The sequence below is a fragment of the Vibrio sp. 10N.247.311.47 genome, from assembly GCF_041467535.1.
Classification (GTDB): Bacteria; Pseudomonadota; Gammaproteobacteria; order Enterobacterales; family Vibrionaceae; genus Vibrio; species Vibrio crassostreae_C.
The window spans coordinates 41,035-63,046 of record NZ_JBFSUR010000014.1; the positions used below are offsets into that span (position 1 = coordinate 41,035).

Here is a 22,012-nt window from a genome sequence, read left to right on the forward strand (position 1 = left end):
TCTATCGTGTTAATGGTTATAGCGTTCGCTAATGATAATAGAGCTCGCAAATAATTAAACGCTAAAGGCTATAGCGCTAGTGGCTCGTGCTTTTTAACCAAACCGAAATCCGCCAATATCGCGTAAGCAGCAGGGGTCATAAACAGCACCAGTAAGGTCGAGGCAAATATGCCGAATACGATCGAAATAACCAATGGCTGGATAACCTGAGCCTGTAAGCTGGTTTCCGTCAACAGCGGTAGCAAACCTGCCGCAGTCGTCATTGAGGTCAAGAATACCGCTCGGAAACGCTCGCGACTGGCTTTCACCACCGAGTCATGCACGCTATCTCCCTCATCGACATGGTGACGAATGTACTGCACCAACAAGATGGAATCATTAACCACAATTCCGGCAAGCGACACAAAGCCCATCATGCTTGGCATACTCAAAGAATGGCCAAGTATCCAGTGACCAACGACCACCCCAATAAAAGCGAGTGGAATCGCTAACATCACGACCACAGGCTCTAAATAGCTTCTGAACTGATAGCTAAGAATCGCAAACACGCCGAATAAGCCGAGCAAGAATCCTTTGCCCATCGAAGCGCCAGTCTTGGCTGCATCCTTGGCCTCCCCTTCGAAATCAAAGCGTAAACCCGGGTACTTCTGAATAAGTTTGGCGGCTTCATCTTTTTGGAACTGAGCCAAAATCGCGGATGAACTCGCTTTCTTATTATCAATATCACCAAAAATACTGATGGTTCTCAGCCCATCAATACGCTGAATTCGCACGTAGTTACGCTGGAAATCTAATGTCGCCAACGTTGCTAGCGGGATCTGACTGCCATCTGCGGTAATGATTGGGAAGTTAGCTAGCTGCTGTATGTCGCCCGCTTGTTCCTTATCAAGACGCACTTCAATCGAGATATTTTCAACGCCGATTTGAATCTCATCCGCCGTTTGCCCAAAGAAAGCCGCTCGTAACTGAGACGCAATCATCTGCCCATTCACATTGTAGGTTTCGGCTCCAGGGCGCAGCTTAACCAAAATCTCTTCTTTACCCATGCGCATATCATCAAGCACGCCGTGCACGCCATCAAACTGATTAAGGTATTCCTGAATATCCAAAGAAGCCGATTTCAATGCGCTCAGGTCATCATGCTTAGCACGAATCTCAATCGCACGGCCGCCCGGTCCCATGGTCGGTTGCTTGAAAACTAACGAGATAGGATCAGCCAAGTCACCGATGTCTTCTCGCCATGCATCAATAAAGTCATCAATAACCGTGTTACGGCTCTCAGCTCCGCGTAAGTCTAAGCGCACGGTAGCTAAGTGCGGACCAGATTCGTTGGCATCTGCGTTGGCATTAAATTGGCTAGTAATGTGCTCAACCAAGGTGTTGCCTTCTTCAACCTCTTCGCTCCATTGCTTGTTCAAACGCTCAGCAGACGCGACAATTTTGTCGACCACTTTCTCGGTTTGAGACAGTGATGCGCCCGGCGGAAGAATAATACGCGCCTCGGCAATATCACCATCCAGCTCTGGGAAAGGTTGAAACTTAACAACACCACCAGCAATCAAGGCGACTGAAAGCAACAACAGCGTAATCACTCCGCCCATAAAGGCGTAGCGGAAGGTCACGACTTTCTCAACCATGTTCATCAAAGTGGTATTACGGAAGTTCTCAAACTTCTCAAGCAACACCACTTTGAAGCGCAGCGCTGGCTTATCGTTTTTTTCTTTATGCAGCGAGTGAGACAGGTGATTAGGCAGAATTAGGAAGGCTTCGATTAAGCTCAACGACAGCACCAAAATCAATACTTGAGGAACGGCCTTAAGCACCGCGCCCATCTCGCCATCTAGGAACAGTAAGCTACCGAAAATACACACCGTGGTTAAGAAAGAAGACAACACTCCGGGAAACACTTTCTTAACGCCGTTGTACACCGCATCATCAACGTTTTGCCCCCGATCTAAATGGGACGCTATCGATTCGGCAATCACGATGGCGTCATCCATCATAATACCGATTGCCATTAATAAGCCGACCAGCGACATAATGTTAATCGATAAACCAAGATTGGCCATTAAAAACAAACCACCAAGGAAGGCTACCGGCAACCCCGCCGCTACCCAAAACGAATAACGTAAGCTGAAGAACAACCACATGGTGGCGAACACCAGCACAATACCTTGCCAGCCATTACGCGCCATCATGGTTAAACGATCCCAAAGCACAGATGAGAGATCGTTGGTCATTTGTAGTGTCACGCCATCAGGAGCAATCGCGCTTTGATCTTCAACGAATCGTGTTACGTTCTCTTTGATTCGCAGCGCATCGTCTTCTTTGTTCTTACTGATCTTAAGCAGCGCTGAAGGCTTGCCATCAAATAGCACCTTTTGCTCATCAAGCTCAAAGCGGTCGGTTATTTTGGCTATGTCTCTCAAACGAATCACCGAGCCATTAGGCGCAGATCCAACCACGATGCTTTCCAGCTCAACAGGCGTAACTCGTCTCTCGTCGAAACGAATCAGAAAGTTTTTGTCTGGTGTTTCAACGTTACCACTCGGTAGTTTTACATTCTGTCGACCAATTTGATCCGCGATATCACCGACACTCAAACCCAACTGACGAATAGCTTGGGTATCCAGTTCCACTCGATATTGATGATCCGAGAAGCCGCTAACCTCGACCAAAGAGACATCGTAATCAAGCTTCATGGTGCGCTTAAGATCTTCCGCGTAGGCCTTAAGTTCTGGCCACGACGTTTCGGCTGTTATAGCGATATCGACAACCGGTTCATTCCAATCTAGCTCTTGAACAACAGGCGATTCAATCTCAGTTGGGAAATCATTGATCGAGTTGATCTGGGTTTGGACATCCACCAGCATTCGGCCGATGTCCGCTTTTTCATTTAACTTTAGAATTAAACGAGCGCTGCCTTCGATGGCTTCACACTGAGTTTCTTCAATGTTGGCTAAGCCGTCTACTGCATCTTCCATTCGCACACACAAGCTCTCTTCCACTTCTTTTGGAGAGGCGCCGGGATAAACAATCGCAGCCATAATGTAAGGCGGATCGTAAGCGGGGAAGGTTTCACGTTTGATGGTTGATAGTGAGCTTATACCCAAGATCAACAACCCAAGCATCAACAAGTTTGCTGCTGTTGGGTGCCGAGAGAAAAACTTGATCATGACGCACTCTCCTGAGTATCTGATTCAAGCTCAGCCTCTTCAGAGTTGGACTCTCTCAGTAACATGCCTTCTATTGCTGGCAGGACATCATTGAGAACCAGTTTATCTCCAGTTTGTAGCTCTCCACTCACAACCACTTGATTGTCTCTGCGATAAAGCACTTCAACATTGACCACTTGCAAACGCTGGTTGTCATCCATCAGGTAAACCTTATCACCATGCAGTGCTCGCTCTGGAACCACCCAACTTAGATTCGCGACACCCTCAATCTCGGCTTTGACAAACATACCGTTAACCAAAGGCGTTGCGCTGTCTGGTTGCAATTGCGAGTAATCTTGAGCGATCTCGAGAATAATCCCCGCCGTCGCTTGGTTTTCATCAACCGTTTCACTGATTCTTGCCACCTTCGCAGGCCAACTGAGGTTAAGGTTGCCACTGTTAAGTTGAATGCTTGCTTTGATTGGCGCTTCATAAGGATTAGGGATTCCTGCAGCATCACGAGGGAACTGGTTAAAGCTGGAGGCTAAAGTTTGCATATCGTGAATAGAAAGTTGCGCCTCCACTTCCATGACATTAATCCCGTGAGCAATAAACATCTCCTGCTGAAGGTTAACTACTTGATTTTGTTCGATATCAACCTGAGCAATTCGCATCGCTCTTGGCAAAGTGATCGTGGTCTTATCGAGAGAGCGCTGCGCCTCTTTTACCTTAGACACGTTGACCTTAATCACCGCTTCCGCAACACGCTTTTCATCTGGCATCAACGCGATTTGGTTCGCGATATCTAATACCAACTTCTGCTGAGACAATGCGCTTTGTTGTTGCAGGTCGACATCCGATTGAGAGGTGAGCCCTTTCTTACGCAGATCCTGTTTACGTTGTAGCTCTTTATTGCTGATCACCAAACGATTCTTTTCGATCTTAAGAGTCTTATTAAGGTTGTCTTCTTCTTGATTCAATTTCGCTAATGAGGTTTGGCTTGATTTTAGATCCGCCTCTGCTTGTATCAGTTTCAATTCGTAATCCAATGGATCAACCTTGAGCACGACCGTTCCTGCAGGGATCACCTGGCCTTTTTCAAGATCTGGATGTCGATACACGATCTGTCCTGTCACCTCAGCAATCGCTTTCCATTCAACTTTAGGCACTACTTTGCCAAAGCCAACCGCTAACGGCGCTATCAGTTGTTGCTCTAGGCTTACTGTATCAACTAAGCGGGCTCTATCACCCGCAGGTTTGGTTGGAAGATCCGGCTTCAAGTTAATCGCGGCGACAAGGCCAATAACACCAACCGCAAGTGCTGGAAAGAAGAGTAGTTTTTTATTTATTTTCATTATCTTTGGTCCTGCACGGAAGAAGGGCTCGGTGCGTTAATAAAGCCTTCAGTCATCAATTGAATGTTGTGTTCGATTAAACGATTAAGAAATTCTTCATTAATATCAATCCCATGAATTGCCAATAAAGGCGGCGGAGCGATGAAAGGAAACACCATCAAGCTTACATACGAAATACGGCACAATTTTGGATCCATGTTCTGTTTTAAGATGCCTTGTTCAACCAACTTTTCAAAAATGACATCTTGGGCTGGCTTTGCAACATCGAGGAAAACCTTTTCGAGCAACTCTCTTTGCACTTCAGAGGGAGGCATATTCATCACTTGGGCTATCAAGCGAGGAAACTTCGGCACTTTGACCATCTCTTTGTAGTAAGTCCGCATTAAATCAAGAAAGTTCTCATGACTGCTTTCATCAACGAGTCTCTGCATTTGTAATTGCATAGGGCGTAATGTTTCACGCAGCATCGCCTCAAACAATCCGGCTTTACTGCCAAAGTAATAGCGAATCATCGCAATATTCACACCCGCTCGCTCAGCAACTAAGCGAGTCGATACCTTGTCGTACGGTTGAACCACGAACAGATCTCGAGCGTGCTCAATGAGTAACTGCCGTACATCTAGATTCTGTTGAGGTCGCCCTGCTTTACGCGCTGCCATCACTGAGACCTATCCCTATAATTAATCACACGATTAATTATAGGGATAAATCGACATGGTTGTAGAAGATTAATTACTCACTATTTAATCAAATGATTAATTAATTTAGCCGCCCTTTTAATTTTATTGGTGAATCGTTCCATCAAAAAGATTTACTACAAAGTTTTAACCTACACATCAGCCAAACGATAAACTAACCGCCCAGTACAAAACACTCAATCAGCTGATAACACCAGCAAACAACACGCAAGCAGCACAAACCAAAAAAAAACACCGCCAAAGCACGCTGATATTGGATTTTCTTGTTTGACGCTCAGAATAAATTGCGGTAAATATGGTGTTAACAGTTTATTTACGGATATTTGTGTAATGATTTTTTCTTCTTCTCGACTGCTGAAACTTCTCCTTATCGTGAACCAATCGCGCGGGTAAGTTGTGGGTCAAGAACTACACAAATATTAAAACCCGCGCTGAGCGGGTTTTTTTGTAACTGGCACTTTTAAAAGAACATCATTCTTAATAATAATTTGGATAGCAATCGATTCATTATCGATATAAGGAAGCACCCATGAACGATCAAGTGATAATTTTTGACACGACCTTACGTGATGGCGAGCAAGCGTTGGCTGCAAGCTTAACGGTAAAAGAGAAATTACAGATCGCTTATGCACTTGAACGACTGGGTGTAGATGTTATTGAAGCGGGCTTTCCGGTGTCATCACCAGGCGACTTTGAGTCAGTACAAACCATCGCAAAAAATATTAAAGACAGCCGAATCTGTGCACTTTCTCGTGCTGTAGCGAAGGATATCGATGCCGCTGCAGAAGCGTTAAAAGTCGCTGAGCAGTTCCGTATTCACACCTTCATATCTACATCAACGGTTCACGTGCAAGATAAATTACGCCGTAGCTACGACGATGTTGTCGATATGGCAGTAAAAGCGGTAAAGCATGCGCGCAACTACACAGACGATGTTGAGTTCTCTTGTGAAGATGCCGGTCGTACACCTATCGACAACCTATGTCGTATGGTTGAAGCGGCAATCAACGCGGGCGCGAAAACCATCAACATTCCAGACACAGTGGGATACACAGTACCTAACGAGTTTGGTGGCATTATCAAAACGCTATTTGATCGCGTTCCAAACATCGACCAAGCAATCATCTCTGTTCACTGTCACGATGACTTAGGCATGTCGGTTGCTAACTCAATCGCAGCGGTACAAGCAGGTGCTCGCCAAGTTGAAGGTACCATTAACGGCATTGGTGAACGCGCGGGTAACTGTTCTTTAGAAGAGATCGCAATGATCATCAAGACTCGTCAAGAGTTATTAGGTGTTCATACCGGCCTAGATCACCAAGAGATCCACCGTACCAGTAAATTGGTGAGCCAGCTTTGCCACATGCCGATTCAAGACAACAAAGCAATCGTTGGTGCTAACGCATTCAGTCACTCTTCAGGTATCCACCAAGATGGCATGCTAAAGAACAAGAACACTTACGAGATCATGACACCTGAGTCTATTGGCTTGAAAAACAAAGCATTGAACCTAACAAGCCGCAGTGGTCGTGCAGCCGTTAAGAGCCACATGGACGCAATGGGCTACAAAGACAATGAGTACAACCTAGATTCATTGTACGAAGACTTTTTGAAACTGGCTGACCGTAAAGGCCAAGTATTCGATTACGACCTAGAAGCACTAATGCACTTCGCAAATCTACGTGACGAAGATGACTTCTATAAACTTAACTACCTAAGCGTACAATCTGGTAGTGTTATGTCTACCACTAGCATCAAGCTGCAATGTGGTGATGAAGAGAAATGCGAAGCGGCTGTCGGTAACGGACCTGTTGATGCTTTATACCAATGTATCTACCGCTTAACGGGTTACGAAATTGCATTGGATAAATTCGACCTTACCGCGAAAGGTGAAGGCGAAGATGGCTTAGGCCAAGCTGATATTATTGCTAACTATAAAGGCCGTAAGTACCACGGTACGGGCGTTTCAACGGATATCGTTGAGGCCTCTGGTCAGGCGCTACTGCACGTTATTAATAGCATTCAACGCGCAGACACCATTGCTGAAATGAAACAGCAAAGAATCGCAACAGTTTAAACACCCAATAACAGAGCCCTAGAGCCGATGTTATTGGCTTTAGGGACAAAATTTAAAACGAGCGAAAGAGCTCAGTAACAAGAATTAAAGGATTAACATGACTGATAAATCATACAAGATTGCCGTACTACCTGGTGATGGCATTGGCCCAGAAGTAATGCAGCAAGCACACAAAGTGCTAGACGCGATTGAAAAGAAGCATGCGATTAGCTTTTCTCGTGAAGAGTATGATGTTGGTGGTATCGCAATTGATAACCACGGCTGTCCACTTCCAGAAGCGACAGTAACAGGCTGTGAAGAATCTGACGCAGTACTATTTGGCTCGGTTGGCGGCCCTAAGTGGGAACACCTTCCACCAAACGATCAACCAGAGCGTGGTGCCCTACTTCCTCTCCGTAAACACTTCCAACTGTTCTGTAACCTACGTCCTGCACAAATCCACAAAGGTCTAGAGTCTTTCTCGCCTTTGCGTGCTGACATTTCAGGTAACGGCTTCGACATCGTGGTAGTTCGTGAGCTAACAGGCGGCATCTACTTCGGCCAACCTAAAGGTCGTGAAGGCGAAGGCGCAACTGAGAAAGCTTTTGATACCGAGGTTTACCACCGTTACGAGATCGAACGTATTGCCAAGATTGCGTTTGAATCTGCACGTCTACGTAACAAAAACGTTTACTCAATCGATAAAGCAAACGTTCTGCAGAGCTCTATCTTATGGCGTGAAGTGGTTGAAGAAATCGCAAAAGATTACCCAGATGTCACGCTAAACCACATGTACATCGACAACGCGACCATGCAGCTAATCAAAGACCCATCTCAGTTTGACGTAATGCTATGTTCAAACATCTTTGGTGACATCATCTCTGATGAGTGCGCAATGATCACTGGCTCTATGGGTATGCTTCCTTCTGCAAGTTTAAATGAAAGCAACTTCGGCCTATACGAACCAGCAGGTGGCAGCGCACCAGATATCGCAGGTAAGAACATCGCAAACCCAGTCGCGCAAATCCTTTCTGCAGCCCTAATGCTTCGTTACAGCCTAGGCGAAGAAGCGGCAGCACAAGACATCGAAGCAGCGGTTTCTAAAGCACTTTCTGCAGGCGAGCTAACGGCAGACCTTGCTGGCAAAAACCAAGCGCTGACTACCTCTGAAATGGGTGACAAGATCGCTGAGTACATCTTAGCTTCATAAGCTAAAGGCTCCGATTAGAAGCAAGTACATAAGAATAATATCAAGCCAAGTCAGCGTAAACCGCATGACTTGGCTCGAAACAAACACTGGGACTGATGCTCCCAAGGAAGAAAAGCTATGTCGACAAACCAGCACGCAAAAACCTTATACGAAAAAGTTTATGACGCTCACGTTGCGGTTGCAGCGAAGGGCGAAACACCAATTCTTTATATCGATCGTCACTTAGTCCACGAAGTAACGTCGCCACAAGCCTTTGATGGCCTACGTGAAAAAGGCCGTAAAGTTCGCCAAGTAGGCAAAACTTTTGCGACCATGGATCACAACGTATCGACACAAACTAAAGACATCAACGCTTCTGGTGAGATGGCTCGTATCCAAATGGAAACGCTATCGAAGAACTGTGAAGAGTTTGGTGTCACGCTTTACGATCTAAACCACAAATACCAAGGTATTGTGCACGTAATGGGTCCTGAGCTAGGTATTACGCTACCGGGCATGACCATCGTATGTGGTGACTCGCACACGGCTACACACGGTGCATTTGGTTCACTAGCATTTGGTATCGGTACTTCAGAAGTGGAACACGTTCTAGCTACGCAAACGCTAAAACAAGCTCGCGCTAAAACCATGAAGATCGAAGTAAAAGGCAAGGTTACTCCTGGCATCACTGCAAAAGACATCGTGCTAGCGATCATCGGTAAAACAACGGCGGCTGGCGGTACTGGCTACGTAGTTGAATTCTGTGGTGAGGCAATTACCGACCTTACGATGGAAGGTCGTATGACAGTATGTAACATGGCAATCGAGCTTGGCGCTAAAGCAGGCTTAATCGCTCCAGATGCAACGACATACGAGTACATCAAAGGTCGTAAGTTCTCTCCAGAAGGCGAAGACCTAGAAGCAGCAATCGAATACTGGGATACGTTAAAAACCGATGCTGATGCAGAATTCGATGCAGTTGTTACATTAGAAGCGGCAGACATCAAACCACAAGTCACTTGGGGTACCAACCCAGGTCAGGTTATCTCAGTAGACACACCAATCCCTGCACCAGAAAGCTTCGCAGACCCTGTAGAAAAAGCATCAGCTGAAAAAGCGCTGGCTTACATGGGTCTTGAAGCCGGTAAATCTCTATCTGATTACAACGTAGATAAAGTGTTCGTGGGTTCTTGTACTAACTCTCGTATCGAAGACATGCGTGCAGCAGCAGCGGTAGCGAAAGGCCGTCAAGTAGCGAAACATGTTCAAGCGCTTATCGTTCCGGGTTCAGAGCAAGTTAAAGCACAAGCTGAGGCTGAAGGCCTAGATAAGATCTTCATCGAAGCAGGCTTTGAATGGCGTTTACCGGGTTGCTCTATGTGTCTTGCGATGAACAACGACCGTCTAGGTCCACAAGAGCGCTGTGCTTCTACATCAAACCGTAACTTTGAAGGTCGCCAAGGCCGTGATGGTCGTACGCACCTAGTTAGCCCAGCAATGGCAGCCGCAGCGGCTATCGCTGGTCACTTTGTCGATATTCGTGAACTTTAATTAGAGGATTTAACATGTCAGGTTTTCAACAACACACCGGATTAGTCGTTCCTCTAGATACGGCCAACATCGATACTGATGCGATCATTCCAAAGCAGTTTCTACAGAAAGTAAACCGCATCGGTTTTGGTAAGCACTTGTTCCACGATTGGCGCTTCCTAGACGATGCAGGCCAACAGCCAAACCCTGATTTTGTAATGAACGAAGCTCGCTACCAAGGCGCTTCAATTCTTTTAGCTCGTGAAAACTTCGGTTGTGGTTCATCTCGTGAACACGCACCGTGGGCGCTTGCCGATTACGGTATCCAAGTAATGATCGCACCAAGCTTTGCCGACATTTTCTACGGTAACTCGATCAACAACCAAATGGTGCCAGTTCGATTGACTGAGCAAGAAGTGGATGAGCTATTCCAATTCGTTGAAGCGAATGAAGGTGCAGAAATTACGGTTGATCTAGAAGCAATGAAAGTCAGCGCGAACGGCAAAGAGTACTCGTTTGAAATTGATGAGTTCCGTCGTCACTGCTTACTGAATGGTTTAGATAATATCGGCCTTACACTTCAACATGCCGATAAGATCTCAGAGTTTGAAGCTAAGATTCCTAGCTTCCTAAAATAATGAGACGTTTCTGAATAAATCTAAAGGTTGGCCAAGTGCCAACCTTTTTTATTTGGCTAAGCTTTTAACTTAACTTCATATGTTTATTTAAATGAAGAGCAATGAAAGAAAATGGTAAGCCTTAAGGTCTTAGTAGTCAGTCATCAGGAGAATGCCATGAAACAACTACTTTTTATTGTCAGCCTACTTTTCTCAACCTTAGCTTGGTCTGCGCCTAAATCCGATCTTTGGCCATACTGGAAGCAAAGCGACGAAACCAACCTAGAACAGGTATCTCATCAAGATTGGCAGCAATTCCTCGATAGCTACTTGGTTAAACAGGGGCAAAATACGTTAGTTAGCTATAAAGCGGTGAACACTGCCGATAAGACCAAACTTAAGCAATACATCAAGCAACTCGAACAGGTGAATCCGCTCAACTATTCAAAAGCGGAGCAGTATGCCTACTGGGTTAATCTATATAACGCCGTGACTGTCGATTTGATTCTTGATGCCTACCCGATCAAATCCATAACTAAACTTGGCGGACTATTTAGTTTCGGTCCGTGGGGAGATGATGTGGTAGTCGTTAATGGGAAATCACTGACACTCAATGACATTGAACACCGAATCCTAAGACCAATTTGGCAAGATCCTCGCACGCATTATGCAGTGAACTGTGCCAGCCTAGGTTGCCCTAACTTACAACCTGACGCTTTTACCTCTAAAAATACTGAAGCCTTGCTAGAGCAAGCTGCAACTGAGTTTGTAAGCAGTGACAAAGGCGTGATGGTTACAAACAATAAGCTTCAACTATCATCGATTTACGAATGGTTTGCTGTGGATTTTGGTACGAAGAAACAGCTTATTCAGCACTTAGAACAATATCGAATTGAAGCAGTAACCAATACTCAAAACATCAGTTATGAATACGATTGGTCGCTCAACCAAGCAAACTAGCTCTAAGGCTAAAGTTGATCACTAAAGTAAAAAAGAGGCGAGAGGTTTTTATTAACCTCTAGCCTCTTCTCAATTCTTTGACCGTATTTCTACAATTAAAAGCTTGAGCTCGGTTGCTGCAAGAACTCAATCTCTTCGGGAGTCGAAGCTCGCCCTAACACCTCATTACGGTGCGGATAGCGACCAAATCGCTCAATGATAACCTTGTGCTTAAACTCAAAGTCCAGATTATGCTCTAATCCCGTTTGAGAAAAAAGTTCCACGGCTTGTTCATGGACTAACAAAGATTCACTGTGCATATAAGGCATATACAGGAAGCTTTTCTGTTGCTCGTTAAGCTGGTGATCAAAACCACCCGCTACCGCCTCTTGGGCTAGAGCCAACGCCATCGGATCAGCAGAAAATGCTGTCGGACTTTTTCTACCAATATTTCGAGAAAACTGATCAAGTACGATAATCTCAGCCAATCGTCCTTGCGCAGTTTGGCGCCACTCAAATAGCTCGCCTTGAATGGCTGCTTTATGCAATTCAGAAAATCGAGACTCTATCAAAGTGTCAATCTCGGCGCCGCCAGTAAACCAATCTTTAGGCGTCAACTCATCGAACCAAAACTCTAGAACATCCTGATACGTTACCGTCATATAATTCCCTTTAATAAAAAACCGAGTAACTTTGTTATTACTCAGTTTAGTGTTCAATTACTTAAAACCTTTTACTTTCTTTATCAGGTCATAAGCATTCTGAATTTCTTGCGATTTCTCTTTCGCAACATTCATCATCTCAGGCGGTAAGCCCTTCGCCATCAGTTTATCTGGGTGATGTTCATTCATCAGCTTGCGGTAGGCTTTCTTCACCTCTTTACCGTCAGCACTTTCACTCACACCAAGAACCTTATATGCGTCGCCAAGTTGGTTCTGTTGCGAAGCCTGTTGCCAACCTGATGATTGCCCATGCCCCTGATGGCCACCAAAGCTTCCACCTTGCTGTTGGAAACGGAACGCAGCTTCTTGCATCTGCAAGCGGCGTTCTAGTTGTGCTGCCGAAAACCCAAGCCCTTGCGCTATTTTATGCAGAACTTGACGTTCACTCGGGTGCAAACTTCCATCCGCAAATGCGGCAGATACCTGAAGCTCTAGAAAGAACTGCAGAAGATCAAAACGACCACCCGATGAGATTTTAACTCGCTCAAGTACGTCGTTCAGAGGGAAGTCGCTCTCTTTGCCGTCACGGAATGCATCTTGCGCTGCTTTACGCTGTTCGCCATGCAGGTTCATACGCTCCATCATGGTAGAAGCGAGTTGAATCTCTTCTGGCGTTACCTGCCCTTTCGCTTTAGCAACGTGCCCCATAACCGCAAAAGCGGATTTAAAAAACTCGTTCTGTCTTTCTGCTTGGCTTAGACCTCGACCAAAACCAGAGCTATTGAAGCCTGATTGGTTCAATCCGCGAGCTTTATCGAATTGGTGTCCTAAAAACAGACCAAAAACTAAACCGAGTGGCCCTCCAAATAAAAAGCCAAAAAACGCGCCCAAAATTTTGCCAAATATTTGCATTATGTGTTCTCTATCTATGAATTTTATCTGAGTAATGCTGTCTGATGATGCTGAATGCTATTATTTCCTTTATCATAAGGAAAATGCTTTATTAATTGGATTGATACTAGATCAACCCTTCATCTAGTGACACAGGATAGTTCAACTTCATGCAATCTTTTTCCCGCACCTTGTTAGCCGCGTCTATAAGTACGGCGTTATACGTGTCGACAACTCAAGCTGAAACAATCACCGATAGTAGTGTGCAGGAAATGCCCTCTATAGATCAATGCTTGATCGAGCCCGCTGCAGAAAACGAGACACAGCTACCCGCTCATGTTGAGTCAGATCGCTTAGAAGCTATCAATGGTGACAAGGCAATATACTCAGGTGACGTAGTCGTTACGCAAGGGAACAAGACCATCCTTGCAGATAACGTAACCCTGCACCAACAAGAAAATATCGTTGTAGCTGAAGGCAACGTAAACTTTAGTGATGGTCAAATCAAATCTATCTCAGACAGAGCGACCAATAATCTGACTACAGATGAAATGACGCTTGAGAACACCGATTACGAATTCCTTTGCGAGCCCGGTCGCGGAGATGCTGTTTATATAGCAAAAACAGGTAAAGCGGTTTATGAGATTGAAGATGGCTCCATTACCTCTTGCCCGATTGGCGATAATGCTTGGCGTCTAAGAGCATCGAGCATCAGTGTCGACCAAGACGAAGAACAAGCCACTTTTTATAATCCACGTTTTGAAATCCAAAGTGTTCCCGTCTTTTACTTACCTTACTTAACAGTACCGGTGGGTGATACACGTAAAACCGGTTTCTTGTACCCAACAGTTTCGTATGGTTCAAGCGATGGTTTTGAAGCTGAAATTCCTGTTTATTGGAACTTAGCACCAGACTACGATTTGGAAACTACCTTCAAGTACATGCAAGAGCGTGGCACTCAACTCAACAGTAAATTCAGATATTTAAGCGATTTTGGTTCCGGTAGTATCGAGTCTGAATATTTACCAGACGATCAAAAGTACACTGATCTAGGCGATCGTTGGGGTTTCCAACTAGAACATTCAGGAATATTCCAACAATCTTGGTTATTCGAAATTGATTACTCTAAAGTCAGTGATATTGACTACTTTTCGGACATGAGCTCAAATATCGGTAACCGTGAAGATGGACAACTGCTTCAAGAAGGGCAAGCAACATACCGTTCTCAAAATTGGGATGCGTCTGTACTTGTTCGAGACTTCCAAGTTCTTACCACCAGCAATAACTTGCCTTATCGTCTAATGCCACAACTCGAGTATAACTACTATGCTCCAGAGGTAATGGATTACCTAGATTTTGACTTAATCAGTCATATATCAATGTTCGATACCGACGCATCAGGCAAACCATCAGCCACTCGTGTTCACGTTGAACCTGGTATTACAATCCCAGTAGGTAACACTTGGGGCACTTGGACAACCGAAGCACGATTACTTGGTACATACTACCAACAGGATCTGAATGACATTGATAGTGAGTATGAAGATTTAGAGGAATCAGTAACACGTGTAATACCTGAGTTTAGAAGCCACGCAGGTATCGTTCTTGAACGTGATACAAAAATTGTAGGTAATTACACTCAAACACTCGAACCTCAAGTTCAGTACCTTTACGTGCCAGAAGAAGATCAAAGCGAAATTGGTCTTTACGATACAACACTACTACAGACTGATTACTATGGCTTATTCAGAAGCCGCAAATACAGTGGTGTAGACCGCATTGCGTCAGCAAATCAAATTAGCTATGGCGCATCATCTCGCTTTTTTGATGATGAGTACCGAGAGCGCTTAAACATATCTTTTGGTCAAATTTTCTATTTTGATAAAGATACAAAGCAAACTTTAGGCAACGAAGACTCCGCTGACAAAACTAATTATTCATCTTGGGCTATTGAAATGGACTTCAACTACGATGATTACCTTTTCTACCATGGCGGTGTGCAATACGACATTGATTCATCTTCGATGCAACTTGCTAACAGTACCATTGAGTACCGTTTTGCCGGCGGCTATATACAAACCAACTACCGCTACGTTACAGAAGAATATATTGAGGATAATGTAGGCGAAAGTATAAATGTTGGTTCAATAACTAGAGATGGTATCTCACAAGCAGGCTTACTTGGTGCTTACCAGATTTCGCGGAAGTGGAATGCCAGTGCTCAATATTTCTATGATTTAACCACACAAGAAAATCTAGAATGGTTGGCTCGCTTGAACTATAAATCGGATTGTTGGTATATCGGATTTACGTATAGTAACCAGCTGACAAATAACATTAGTGATCCAAATGTCACGCCTGAATATGAAAATAACTTTGGTGTGAATTTCGGTATTATCGGCTTTGGTACTAACTTAGGCTCTGATTCAGGCGCTGTTGGGGATAGCAGTTCTGATAACTCATTGAGCTACGGTCGCCCATTCTTCTTAAACAACTAATTTTCTTTACTGATAAGAAATCAGTAAATTTAAAGGATTACACATGACATTGTGGAAACGCACATTAATTGCTATTGCAGCGACTTGTACTTTATCAACAAGCTTTGCAGCACCGGTTGAGCTAGACAGCGTAAAAGTTATCGTTAACGAAGGCGTTATCTTACAAAGCGACATCGATGCTTCGATGAAGACACTGCGTGCCAACGCAAAAAAAAGCGGTCAAACACTGCCATCGCAAGATGTGCTCAATGAGCAAGTACTAGAAAAACTGATCATCGATACTATTCAAACTCAAGAAGCAGAACGTATCGGTGTTCGTATTGATGATGCTCGACTTGATCAAGCAATTGAAGGTATCGCTAAAGACAACAACCAAACGGTAGAACAACTTACCGCATCGGTTGCTGAAGAAGGCCTTAGCTACAATGCATTTCGAGAGCAAGTAAGAAAAGAGATTGCAGCAAGTGAAGCTCGTAACGCCTTAGTTCGTCGCCGTATCAATATTCTTCCTGCGGAAGTTGATAACCTAGCAGATATCTTAGCGCAAGAGACTAACGCGACCGTTCAATATAAAATTGGCCACATTCAACTGCGCTTTAATGATGACCAAACCAAAGAAGAGTTAGAAGCTCAAGCTACTGAACTGGTTGAAGAACTGAACTCAGGCAAAGATTTCAGCACCATGGCATATACTTACTCTAAGGGTCCTAAAGCGCTGCAAGGTGGTGATTGGGGTTGGATGCGTAAAGAAGAGATGCCAACCATTTTTGCTGACCAGATCAAAATGCAAAATAAAGGCAGCATCATCGGTCCTTTCCGTAGCGGTGTAGGTTTCCACATTCTAAAAATTGAAGATGTGAAAGGCTTAGAAACCGTAGCAGTAACGGAAGTGAATGCTCGTCATATCTTGATTAAGCCAACCGTAATCTTGAGTGACGATGGCGCGAAAGAACAACTTGAAGAGATCACGCGCCGCGTAAACACAGGTGAAGCGAGCTTTGGCGACCTTGCACAGCAATACAGCCAAGATCCAGGTTCTGCAGTACAAGATGGTGAGCTAGGCTACCAAACACCAGATTTGTATGTACCAGAATTCAAACACCAAGTAGAAACGCTACCAGAAGGCAAAATCAGTGCGCCATTCAAAACCGTACACGGTTGGCACATTGTTGAAGTACTAGACCGTCGCGAAGTCGACCGTACCGATTCAGCTTTGAAAAACAAAGCTTACCAAATTCTATTTAACCGTAAATTCAACGAAGAAGCTGGTGCTTGGCTACAAGAAGTAAGAGCAAGTGCCTTTGTTGAGATGGTTGAGGACGACCAAGATGACAACAACTAAACGTATTGTCATAACCGCAGGTGAACCAGCAGGGATAGGCCCAGATTTAACTTTGGCTCTATCTCAAGAAAGTTGGCCTCATCAACTCGTGGTTTGTGCTGATAAAACACTGCTATCCGAGCGAGCTAAAATTCTTGGTATCGAAGTCGATCTTCTGGACTACGATGCAAATGCAGCTAAGCAACCGCAACGCGCTGGCACACTGGTAGTGAAACACGTTCCACTTGCTGAAACGGCAGTTGCAGGTCAACTCAATGAGGCTAATGGTCATTACGTATTAAATACTTTAGAAACCGCAGCAATTGGCTGTATGAATGATGAATTTGATGCTATTGTCACCGGCCCCGTTCACAAGGGTGTAATTAACCGAGCTGGCGTTGCTTTTAGCGGCCATACCGAGTTCTTTGCAGAGAAGTCCAATACACCACTGGTGGTGATGATGTTGGCAACTGAAGGGCTGCGTGTTGCGCTAGTAACAACGCACATCCCACTAGCTTATGTATCTCAAGCTGTGACCGAAGACAGATTAGAGCAAATTATTGCTATTCTAAATAAAGACTTGGTTGAAAAATTTGCTATTGAGAAACCAACTATCTATGTGTGTGGCTTGAATCCACATGCTGGTGAAGATGGTTGTTTAGGGCGTGAAGAGATTGAAACTATCACCCCGACGCTAGAAAAAATTCGCCAAAAAGATGGCATCAATTTAGTTGGCCCATTGCCAGCAGACACCATCTTTAATGAAAAATATTTGCAAGATGCAGATGCTGTTTTAGGTATGTATCACGACCAAGTACTCCCGGTATTGAAATACAAAGGGTTTGGTCGCTCAGTGAACATCACGCTTGGCTTACCGTTTATTCGCACATCAGTCGACCACGGTACCGCCTTAGACTTGGCAGGGAAAGGCCAAGCCGATACAGGGAGCTTTAGAACAGCGCTCACGCACGCCATTGAATTAGTAGAGAAAAAGCAATGAGAAATGATGTCCACTTAGGGCACAAAGCGCGTAAACGTTTTGGTCAAAACTTCCTTAACGATCCATACATTATTGATGGCATCGTATCGAGTATTAACCCACTACCAGGTCAAAACTTGGTAGAGATCGGTCCTGGTCTAGGCGCAATTACTGAGCCTGTGGGTAAGCTTGTCGATAAATTTACTGTTATCGAATTGGATAGAGACCTTGCAGAACGTCTTCGTAACCATCCAGATCTTGCGGACAAGCTAACGATCCGTGAAGGCGATGCGATGAAGTTCGATTTCCAAGAACTGGTTAAGCCAAACAATAAGCTACGCATCTTTGGTAACTTGCCATATAACATCTCTACACCATTGATGTTCCACCTTTTTGAATTCCATAAAGACGTGCAAGACATGCACTTTATGCTTCAAAAAGAAGTGGTTAACCGTCTAGCTGCTGGCCCTGGCAGTAAAGCTTACGGTCGTCTTACTGTAATGGCTCAATACTACTGTAAAGTAACGCCTGTGTTAGAAGTTCCACCAACGGCCTTCGTTCCGCCACCGAAAGTAGACTCAGCAGTCGTGCGCCTACAGCCATACGAAGTGCTGCCTTATCCGGCAAAAGATCTGAAATGGCTAGATCGCGTCTGTCGTGAAGGCTTTAACCAACGTCGTAAAACAGTTCGTAACTGCTACAAGAGCTTAATCGATAAGGAAGTGCTTGAAGAGCTAGGTATCAACCCAAGCATGCGTCCTGAGAACTTAACACTCGAGCAGTTTGTCGACATGGCAAACTGGTTGTACGACAGTCATAACGCTGACAAATAAATAAAAAAGGCTCCTACACTTCGGTTAGGAGCCTTTTTTATGTAATACTTTAATTACATTAAGTATATCAACAACAAAAGGTGCGAATATGGATATATCTACGCCTTGTATCAAATGCCAGGTTCACTCTAAGTACATAGAAGAACAATCTGAGCCAACGAAGAATCGTTATGTCTTCGCCTACATTATTACCATCAAAAATCTAAGTAAAACAACGGTGCAACTTATGTCTCGCCGCTGGTTAATTACCGACTCTAACGGCAAGCAGCTCACCATTGAGGGTGATGGTGTAGTTGGCCAACAACCCGTGATTGAAGCCAACGACGAGTACACCTACACAAGTGGTACGGTCATCGAAACCCCTGTTGGCGTTATGCAAGGTCACTATGTGATGACCGATAACAAGGGCATTGATTTTATTACCGAAGTTGACCCATTCAGACTCGCAATCCCTAATATTCTTAATTAGCCGTACATCCGTATCTACAGGAAATTATTGTGTCGAATTACATTGTCGGAGACATCCAAGGGTGCTTCGACGAACTTCAAGGACTACTTGAAAAAATTAACTTTGATAAACACCAAGATACTTTATGGGTCGCCGGAGACTTAGTTGCTCGAGGCCCTAAATCATTGGAGACGTTACGCTTTATTCGTAACCTTGGTGACGCAGCTAAGGTTGTATTAGGCAACCACGACTTACATCTTCTGGCGGTGTCCTTAGGACTATTTCCAGCGAAACCAAAAGATAAGACTCAAGCGATTCTTGATGCTGAAGATCGTGAACTGCTAATCGAATGGTTAAGACAACAGCCTTTGCTTCAAGAACACCCAGAGTTCGTGATGTGCCATGCGGGTATCTCACCGCAGTGGAATCTAGAAAGAGCACGTGTTGAAAATCGAGAGATCGTATCCTTGTTAAAGTCCGATAAATGGCAATGGCTAATCGAAAACATGTACAGCAACGCGCCTGATTTATGGCATCAGGATTTACATGATATTGAGCGCTATCGCTATGCGATCAATAGCCTGACAAGAATGCGTTTCTGTTTTGAAGATGGCCGTCTCGACATGGCATGTAAGCTACCACCGAATGAGATTACCGATGAACCATTAGTGCCATGGTTTGACCTTCCGCAACGCATAAAGCTCGATAAAACCGTTGTTTTTGGACACTGGGCTGCGCTTGAAGGCTATAACGGAAAAGACGTAATTGGACTTGATACTGGATGCGTCTGGGGAGGTGAATTGACAATTCTTCGCTGGGAAGATAAACAGTTTTTCACTCAGAAAGCGCTATAAAGATACGAGAAACTTGCGCTACCTTGGTAGGGTAACGCAAGCATTTTTCAGAGACTAGCTATTGATAACCACAGTTAACGCTCGAGAATCACAAACTCCATGTTGTGTTTGTTTTTCTCGTCAGCTTGATAGCTCTCGTTAAAGCTCTGCTTCCAACCTTCACCCCAGTCAGGAAATTGTGTATCTCCATCGACGGCGAAATCGATGTAAGTCAGATACAACTTGTCCGCTTTAGGTAAGCAGCTCTCATAAATAGAGCCGCCACCAATGATCATCACCTCTTCAACATCACTGAGTAGCTCTAGAGCCTGTTCAATAGAAGTTACCGTCGTTACACCTTCAATCTTTAAACTCTCATCACGGCTGATTACGACATTCAACCGACCCGGCAAAGGGCGTCCAATAGAATCGTAGGTCTTACGTCCCATCACGACTGGTTTACCCATAGTCGAGCGTTTAAACCATGCAAAATCCGCAGGTAAATGCCAAGGCATCTGATTGTCTTTACCAATTATACGGTTGTTTGCCATTGCCGCTATCATGCTGATGATCATAAATCGAAAGTCCTGTCCCTAAAAAGAAAATTAACGCTAAACGATAGGTCTACGGCGATAGAATAACAGCCCTGGCACAGCTAAGCCAACCGCCAACCCTGCGATAATGAACATCGATTTTAAAAAGTTCTCCATCAACATTGCCAACAACTCAGGCGTGTAGCCTGCCCTGTTAATCTCCACCATCGCAATCATCGCCTTGAAGGCGAACACACCTGGCACCATAGGAATTAGAGCTGCAACCGTAAACACCTTCGGATGTGCTAACAGTTTATGTGACCAATGAACCCCTATCATACCAACCACGGTTGCGGCGAAGAACGTCGCCCATTCGATTGGAATACCAAAGTGCATCATCAGATACCGGCTACCATGACCGATAGAACCACCGAGTGCACAATAAATTAAAGCACGTTGCGGAACGTTAAACACCAATGCAAACCCAACCGCAGGAATAGCGGCGAAAAACATATCGTTGAGCAGACCTAAAAACAGTTCGAAAATACTCATTAGCTTGCCCACCCCCAAACATCTGATAGACTCATCGCCGCGACAATGCCCAAGCTCGTCGCCAGAGTTAATAAGCTGGCCATGGTAAAGCGCGCTAACCCCATATTAATATGGCCTTTAAGCATATCAGCGACGGAGTTAATCAGAGGAAAACCAGGTACTAACATTAATACAGATGAAGCCATCACGATCGTGGGTTGGCCGCCAATATTGTAAAGTACGGCTTGAGCTGAAATGGTCGTGGTAACGAATGCTGTGATAGCAAAGTTTAATAGCGGATTGAAATGGCGGTGCCCAATCTCTTGCCTGACGATCATACCGCAAGCTGAAGCAATAAAAGTCATCATGAAGACTTGCCAGTCTCCGCCCGCAAGGTGGCTAAAAGAGGCGCACGACAACCCTATCATCACAACCACTAACCAACGGTTGTAGCGCTCGGGGCTGATGTTTTGAATCTTTTTATACGCCAAATCATAATCGAGAATTCCCTTCTCCATCATGATGCAAATGCGTTGAATGTCGGTGATAACCTGCATGTTAATGCCACGATCAGCACAACTTCGAGTAGTGGTAATACAGTGATCATCCATTACGGTAGTTACAACAAGCGCATTGGCTGACAGTGCGACTTCAACCTCATTCACCCCACAAGCAATACCGATGCGACGCATGATATCGCCGACCAGTGTGCTCTCTGCCCCGTGCGCCAATAACATTTGTCCTGATTGAGCGACGAGTCTTGAGATCGCTCTTTGCTTTGATGCCATGATTTCCTTCCCATAGGCGTTAATTATCTAAAGATAAATTTTGCATAAAAAACAGTAAGACGTCATGATTTAGATACAAAAAAACCGCAATTTTCATTGCGGTTTAATAAAACTATCAGTGTACTTGTAAGAAGCGACCGATGCGTTATGAGAAAC

At 44.7% G+C, this 22,012-nt stretch carries 19 protein-coding genes; 11 read left to right on the forward strand and 8 right to left on the reverse strand.

Annotated features, from left to right (window positions below; all coding sequences use genetic code 11):
• Positions 1 to 68: 68 nt before the first annotated feature.
• From AB6E51_RS11310 to AB6E51_RS11320, 3 genes are read right to left on the reverse strand one after another with little or no spacing between them, the layout of a single operon-like run.
• Positions 69 to 3,176 (reverse strand): efflux RND transporter permease subunit, encoded by a 3,108-nt coding sequence (locus AB6E51_RS11310; protein ID WP_372058125.1) that lies wholly within the window; start codon positions 3,174 to 3,176, stop codon positions 69 to 71.
• Positions 3,173 to 4,510, reverse strand: a complete 1,338-nt coding sequence (locus AB6E51_RS11315; RefSeq protein WP_017062932.1) for an efflux RND transporter periplasmic adaptor subunit — start codon at positions 4,508 to 4,510, stop codon at positions 3,173 to 3,175. The genes AB6E51_RS11310 and AB6E51_RS11315 overlap by 4 nt, the downstream gene beginning before the upstream one ends.
• Positions 4,510 to 5,169 (reverse strand): TetR/AcrR family transcriptional regulator, encoded by a 660-nt coding sequence (locus AB6E51_RS11320; protein ID WP_372058124.1) that lies wholly within the window; start codon positions 5,167 to 5,169, stop codon positions 4,510 to 4,512. The genes AB6E51_RS11315 and AB6E51_RS11320 overlap by 1 nt, the downstream gene beginning before the upstream one ends.
• Positions 5,170 to 5,737: 568 nt before the next feature.
• Here AB6E51_RS11320 and leuA point away from each other — a divergent pair.
• The 5 genes from leuA to AB6E51_RS11345 all read left to right on the forward strand — a co-directional run bounded on the left by leuA (position 5,738) and on the right by AB6E51_RS11345 (position 11,560).
• A complete protein-coding gene (leuA, locus tag AB6E51_RS11325) occupies positions 5,738 to 7,285 on the forward strand; it encodes a 2-isopropylmalate synthase (protein WP_017066940.1) in 1,548 nt (515 codons plus the stop codon).
• A gap of 97 nt (positions 7,286 to 7,382) precedes the next feature.
• A complete protein-coding gene (gene leuB / locus AB6E51_RS11330) occupies positions 7,383 to 8,474 on the forward strand; it encodes a 3-isopropylmalate dehydrogenase (protein ID WP_017061390.1) in 1,092 nt (363 codons plus the stop codon).
• A gap of 117 nt (positions 8,475 to 8,591) precedes the next feature.
• On the forward strand, positions 8,592 to 10,004 hold the full coding sequence (leuC, locus tag AB6E51_RS11335; RefSeq protein WP_017062936.1) for a 3-isopropylmalate dehydratase large subunit: 1,413 nt from the start codon (positions 8,592 to 8,594) through the stop codon (positions 10,002 to 10,004).
• Between the two features lie 14 nt (positions 10,005 to 10,018).
• Positions 10,019 to 10,621, forward strand: coding sequence for a 3-isopropylmalate dehydratase small subunit (leuD, locus tag AB6E51_RS11340; protein WP_017062937.1), 603 nt, complete (start codon positions 10,019 to 10,021; stop codon positions 10,619 to 10,621).
• 156 nt (positions 10,622 to 10,777) lie between these two features.
• Entirely contained in the window at positions 10,778 to 11,560 is a 783-nt protein-coding gene (locus AB6E51_RS11345) for a DUF547 domain-containing protein (protein ID WP_017061387.1), read from the forward strand.
• A gap of 95 nt (positions 11,561 to 11,655) precedes the next feature.
• Here AB6E51_RS11345 and AB6E51_RS11350 read toward each other — a convergent pair whose 3' ends face one another.
• Both AB6E51_RS11350 and djlA read right to left on the reverse strand, forming a co-directional pair.
• Entirely contained in the window at positions 11,656 to 12,201 is a 546-nt protein-coding gene (locus AB6E51_RS11350; protein WP_017066942.1) for a DUF924 family protein, read from the reverse strand.
• A 57-nt stretch (positions 12,202 to 12,258) separates the two neighbouring features.
• Positions 12,259 to 13,113 (reverse strand): co-chaperone DjlA, encoded by an 855-nt coding sequence (djlA, locus tag AB6E51_RS11355; protein ID WP_372058123.1) that lies wholly within the window; start codon positions 13,111 to 13,113, stop codon positions 12,259 to 12,261.
• Between the two features lie 149 nt (positions 13,114 to 13,262).
• Between djlA and lptD the strand changes: the two genes are divergently transcribed.
• The 6 genes from lptD (at position 13,263) to AB6E51_RS11385 (ending at position 20,025) form a co-directional block, all read left to right on the forward strand.
• Complete coding sequence (gene lptD / locus AB6E51_RS11360; protein WP_102332753.1) at positions 13,263 to 15,590, forward strand: LPS assembly protein LptD; 2,328 nt, start codon at positions 13,263 to 13,265, stop codon at positions 15,588 to 15,590.
• Between the two features lie 43 nt (positions 15,591 to 15,633).
• Complete coding sequence (gene surA, locus AB6E51_RS11365) at positions 15,634 to 16,932, forward strand: peptidylprolyl isomerase SurA (RefSeq protein ID WP_065584690.1); 1,299 nt, start codon at positions 15,634 to 15,636, stop codon at positions 16,930 to 16,932.
• Positions 16,919 to 17,911, forward strand: a complete 993-nt coding sequence (gene pdxA, locus AB6E51_RS11370) for a 4-hydroxythreonine-4-phosphate dehydrogenase PdxA (protein WP_017062941.1) — start codon at positions 16,919 to 16,921, stop codon at positions 17,909 to 17,911. Before surA ends, pdxA begins: the two co-directional genes overlap by 14 nt.
• Positions 17,908 to 18,723: a 16S rRNA (adenine(1518)-N(6)/adenine(1519)-N(6))-dimethyltransferase RsmA gene (rsmA, locus tag AB6E51_RS11375; RefSeq protein WP_017062942.1), complete on the forward strand. Its 816-nt coding sequence runs from the start codon at positions 17,908 to 17,910 to the stop codon at positions 18,721 to 18,723. The genes pdxA and rsmA overlap by 4 nt, the downstream gene beginning before the upstream one ends.
• Before the next feature lie 88 nt (positions 18,724 to 18,811).
• On the forward strand, positions 18,812 to 19,192 hold the full coding sequence (gene apaG, locus AB6E51_RS11380; protein ID WP_004735899.1) for a Co2+/Mg2+ efflux protein ApaG: 381 nt from the start codon (positions 18,812 to 18,814) through the stop codon (positions 19,190 to 19,192).
• A 29-nt stretch (positions 19,193 to 19,221) separates the two neighbouring features.
• The gene (locus tag AB6E51_RS11385; protein WP_017062943.1) at positions 19,222 to 20,025 is read left to right on the forward strand and encodes a symmetrical bis(5'-nucleosyl)-tetraphosphatase; all 804 of its coding nucleotides are present in this window, start codon (positions 19,222 to 19,224) and stop codon (positions 20,023 to 20,025) included.
• A 74-nt stretch (positions 20,026 to 20,099) separates the two neighbouring features.
• Here AB6E51_RS11385 and folA read toward each other — a convergent pair whose 3' ends face one another.
• Genes folA through AB6E51_RS11400 form a run of 3 tightly spaced genes read right to left on the reverse strand, consistent with a single transcriptional unit; the run spans position 20,100 to position 21,856 of the window.
• Complete coding sequence (gene folA / locus AB6E51_RS11390) at positions 20,100 to 20,579, reverse strand: type 3 dihydrofolate reductase (protein ID WP_017062944.1); 480 nt, start codon at positions 20,577 to 20,579, stop codon at positions 20,100 to 20,102.
• Positions 20,580 to 20,615: 36 nt separating this feature from the next.
• Positions 20,616 to 21,089: a threonine/serine exporter family protein gene (locus tag AB6E51_RS11395; protein ID WP_017062945.1), complete on the reverse strand. Its 474-nt coding sequence runs from the start codon at positions 21,087 to 21,089 to the stop codon at positions 20,616 to 20,618.
• Positions 21,089 to 21,856 (reverse strand): threonine/serine exporter ThrE family protein, encoded by a 768-nt coding sequence (locus tag AB6E51_RS11400; RefSeq protein WP_017061378.1) that lies wholly within the window; start codon positions 21,854 to 21,856, stop codon positions 21,089 to 21,091. Before AB6E51_RS11400 ends, AB6E51_RS11395 begins: the two co-directional genes overlap by 1 nt.
• Between the last annotated feature and the right edge of the window lie 156 nt (positions 21,857 to 22,012).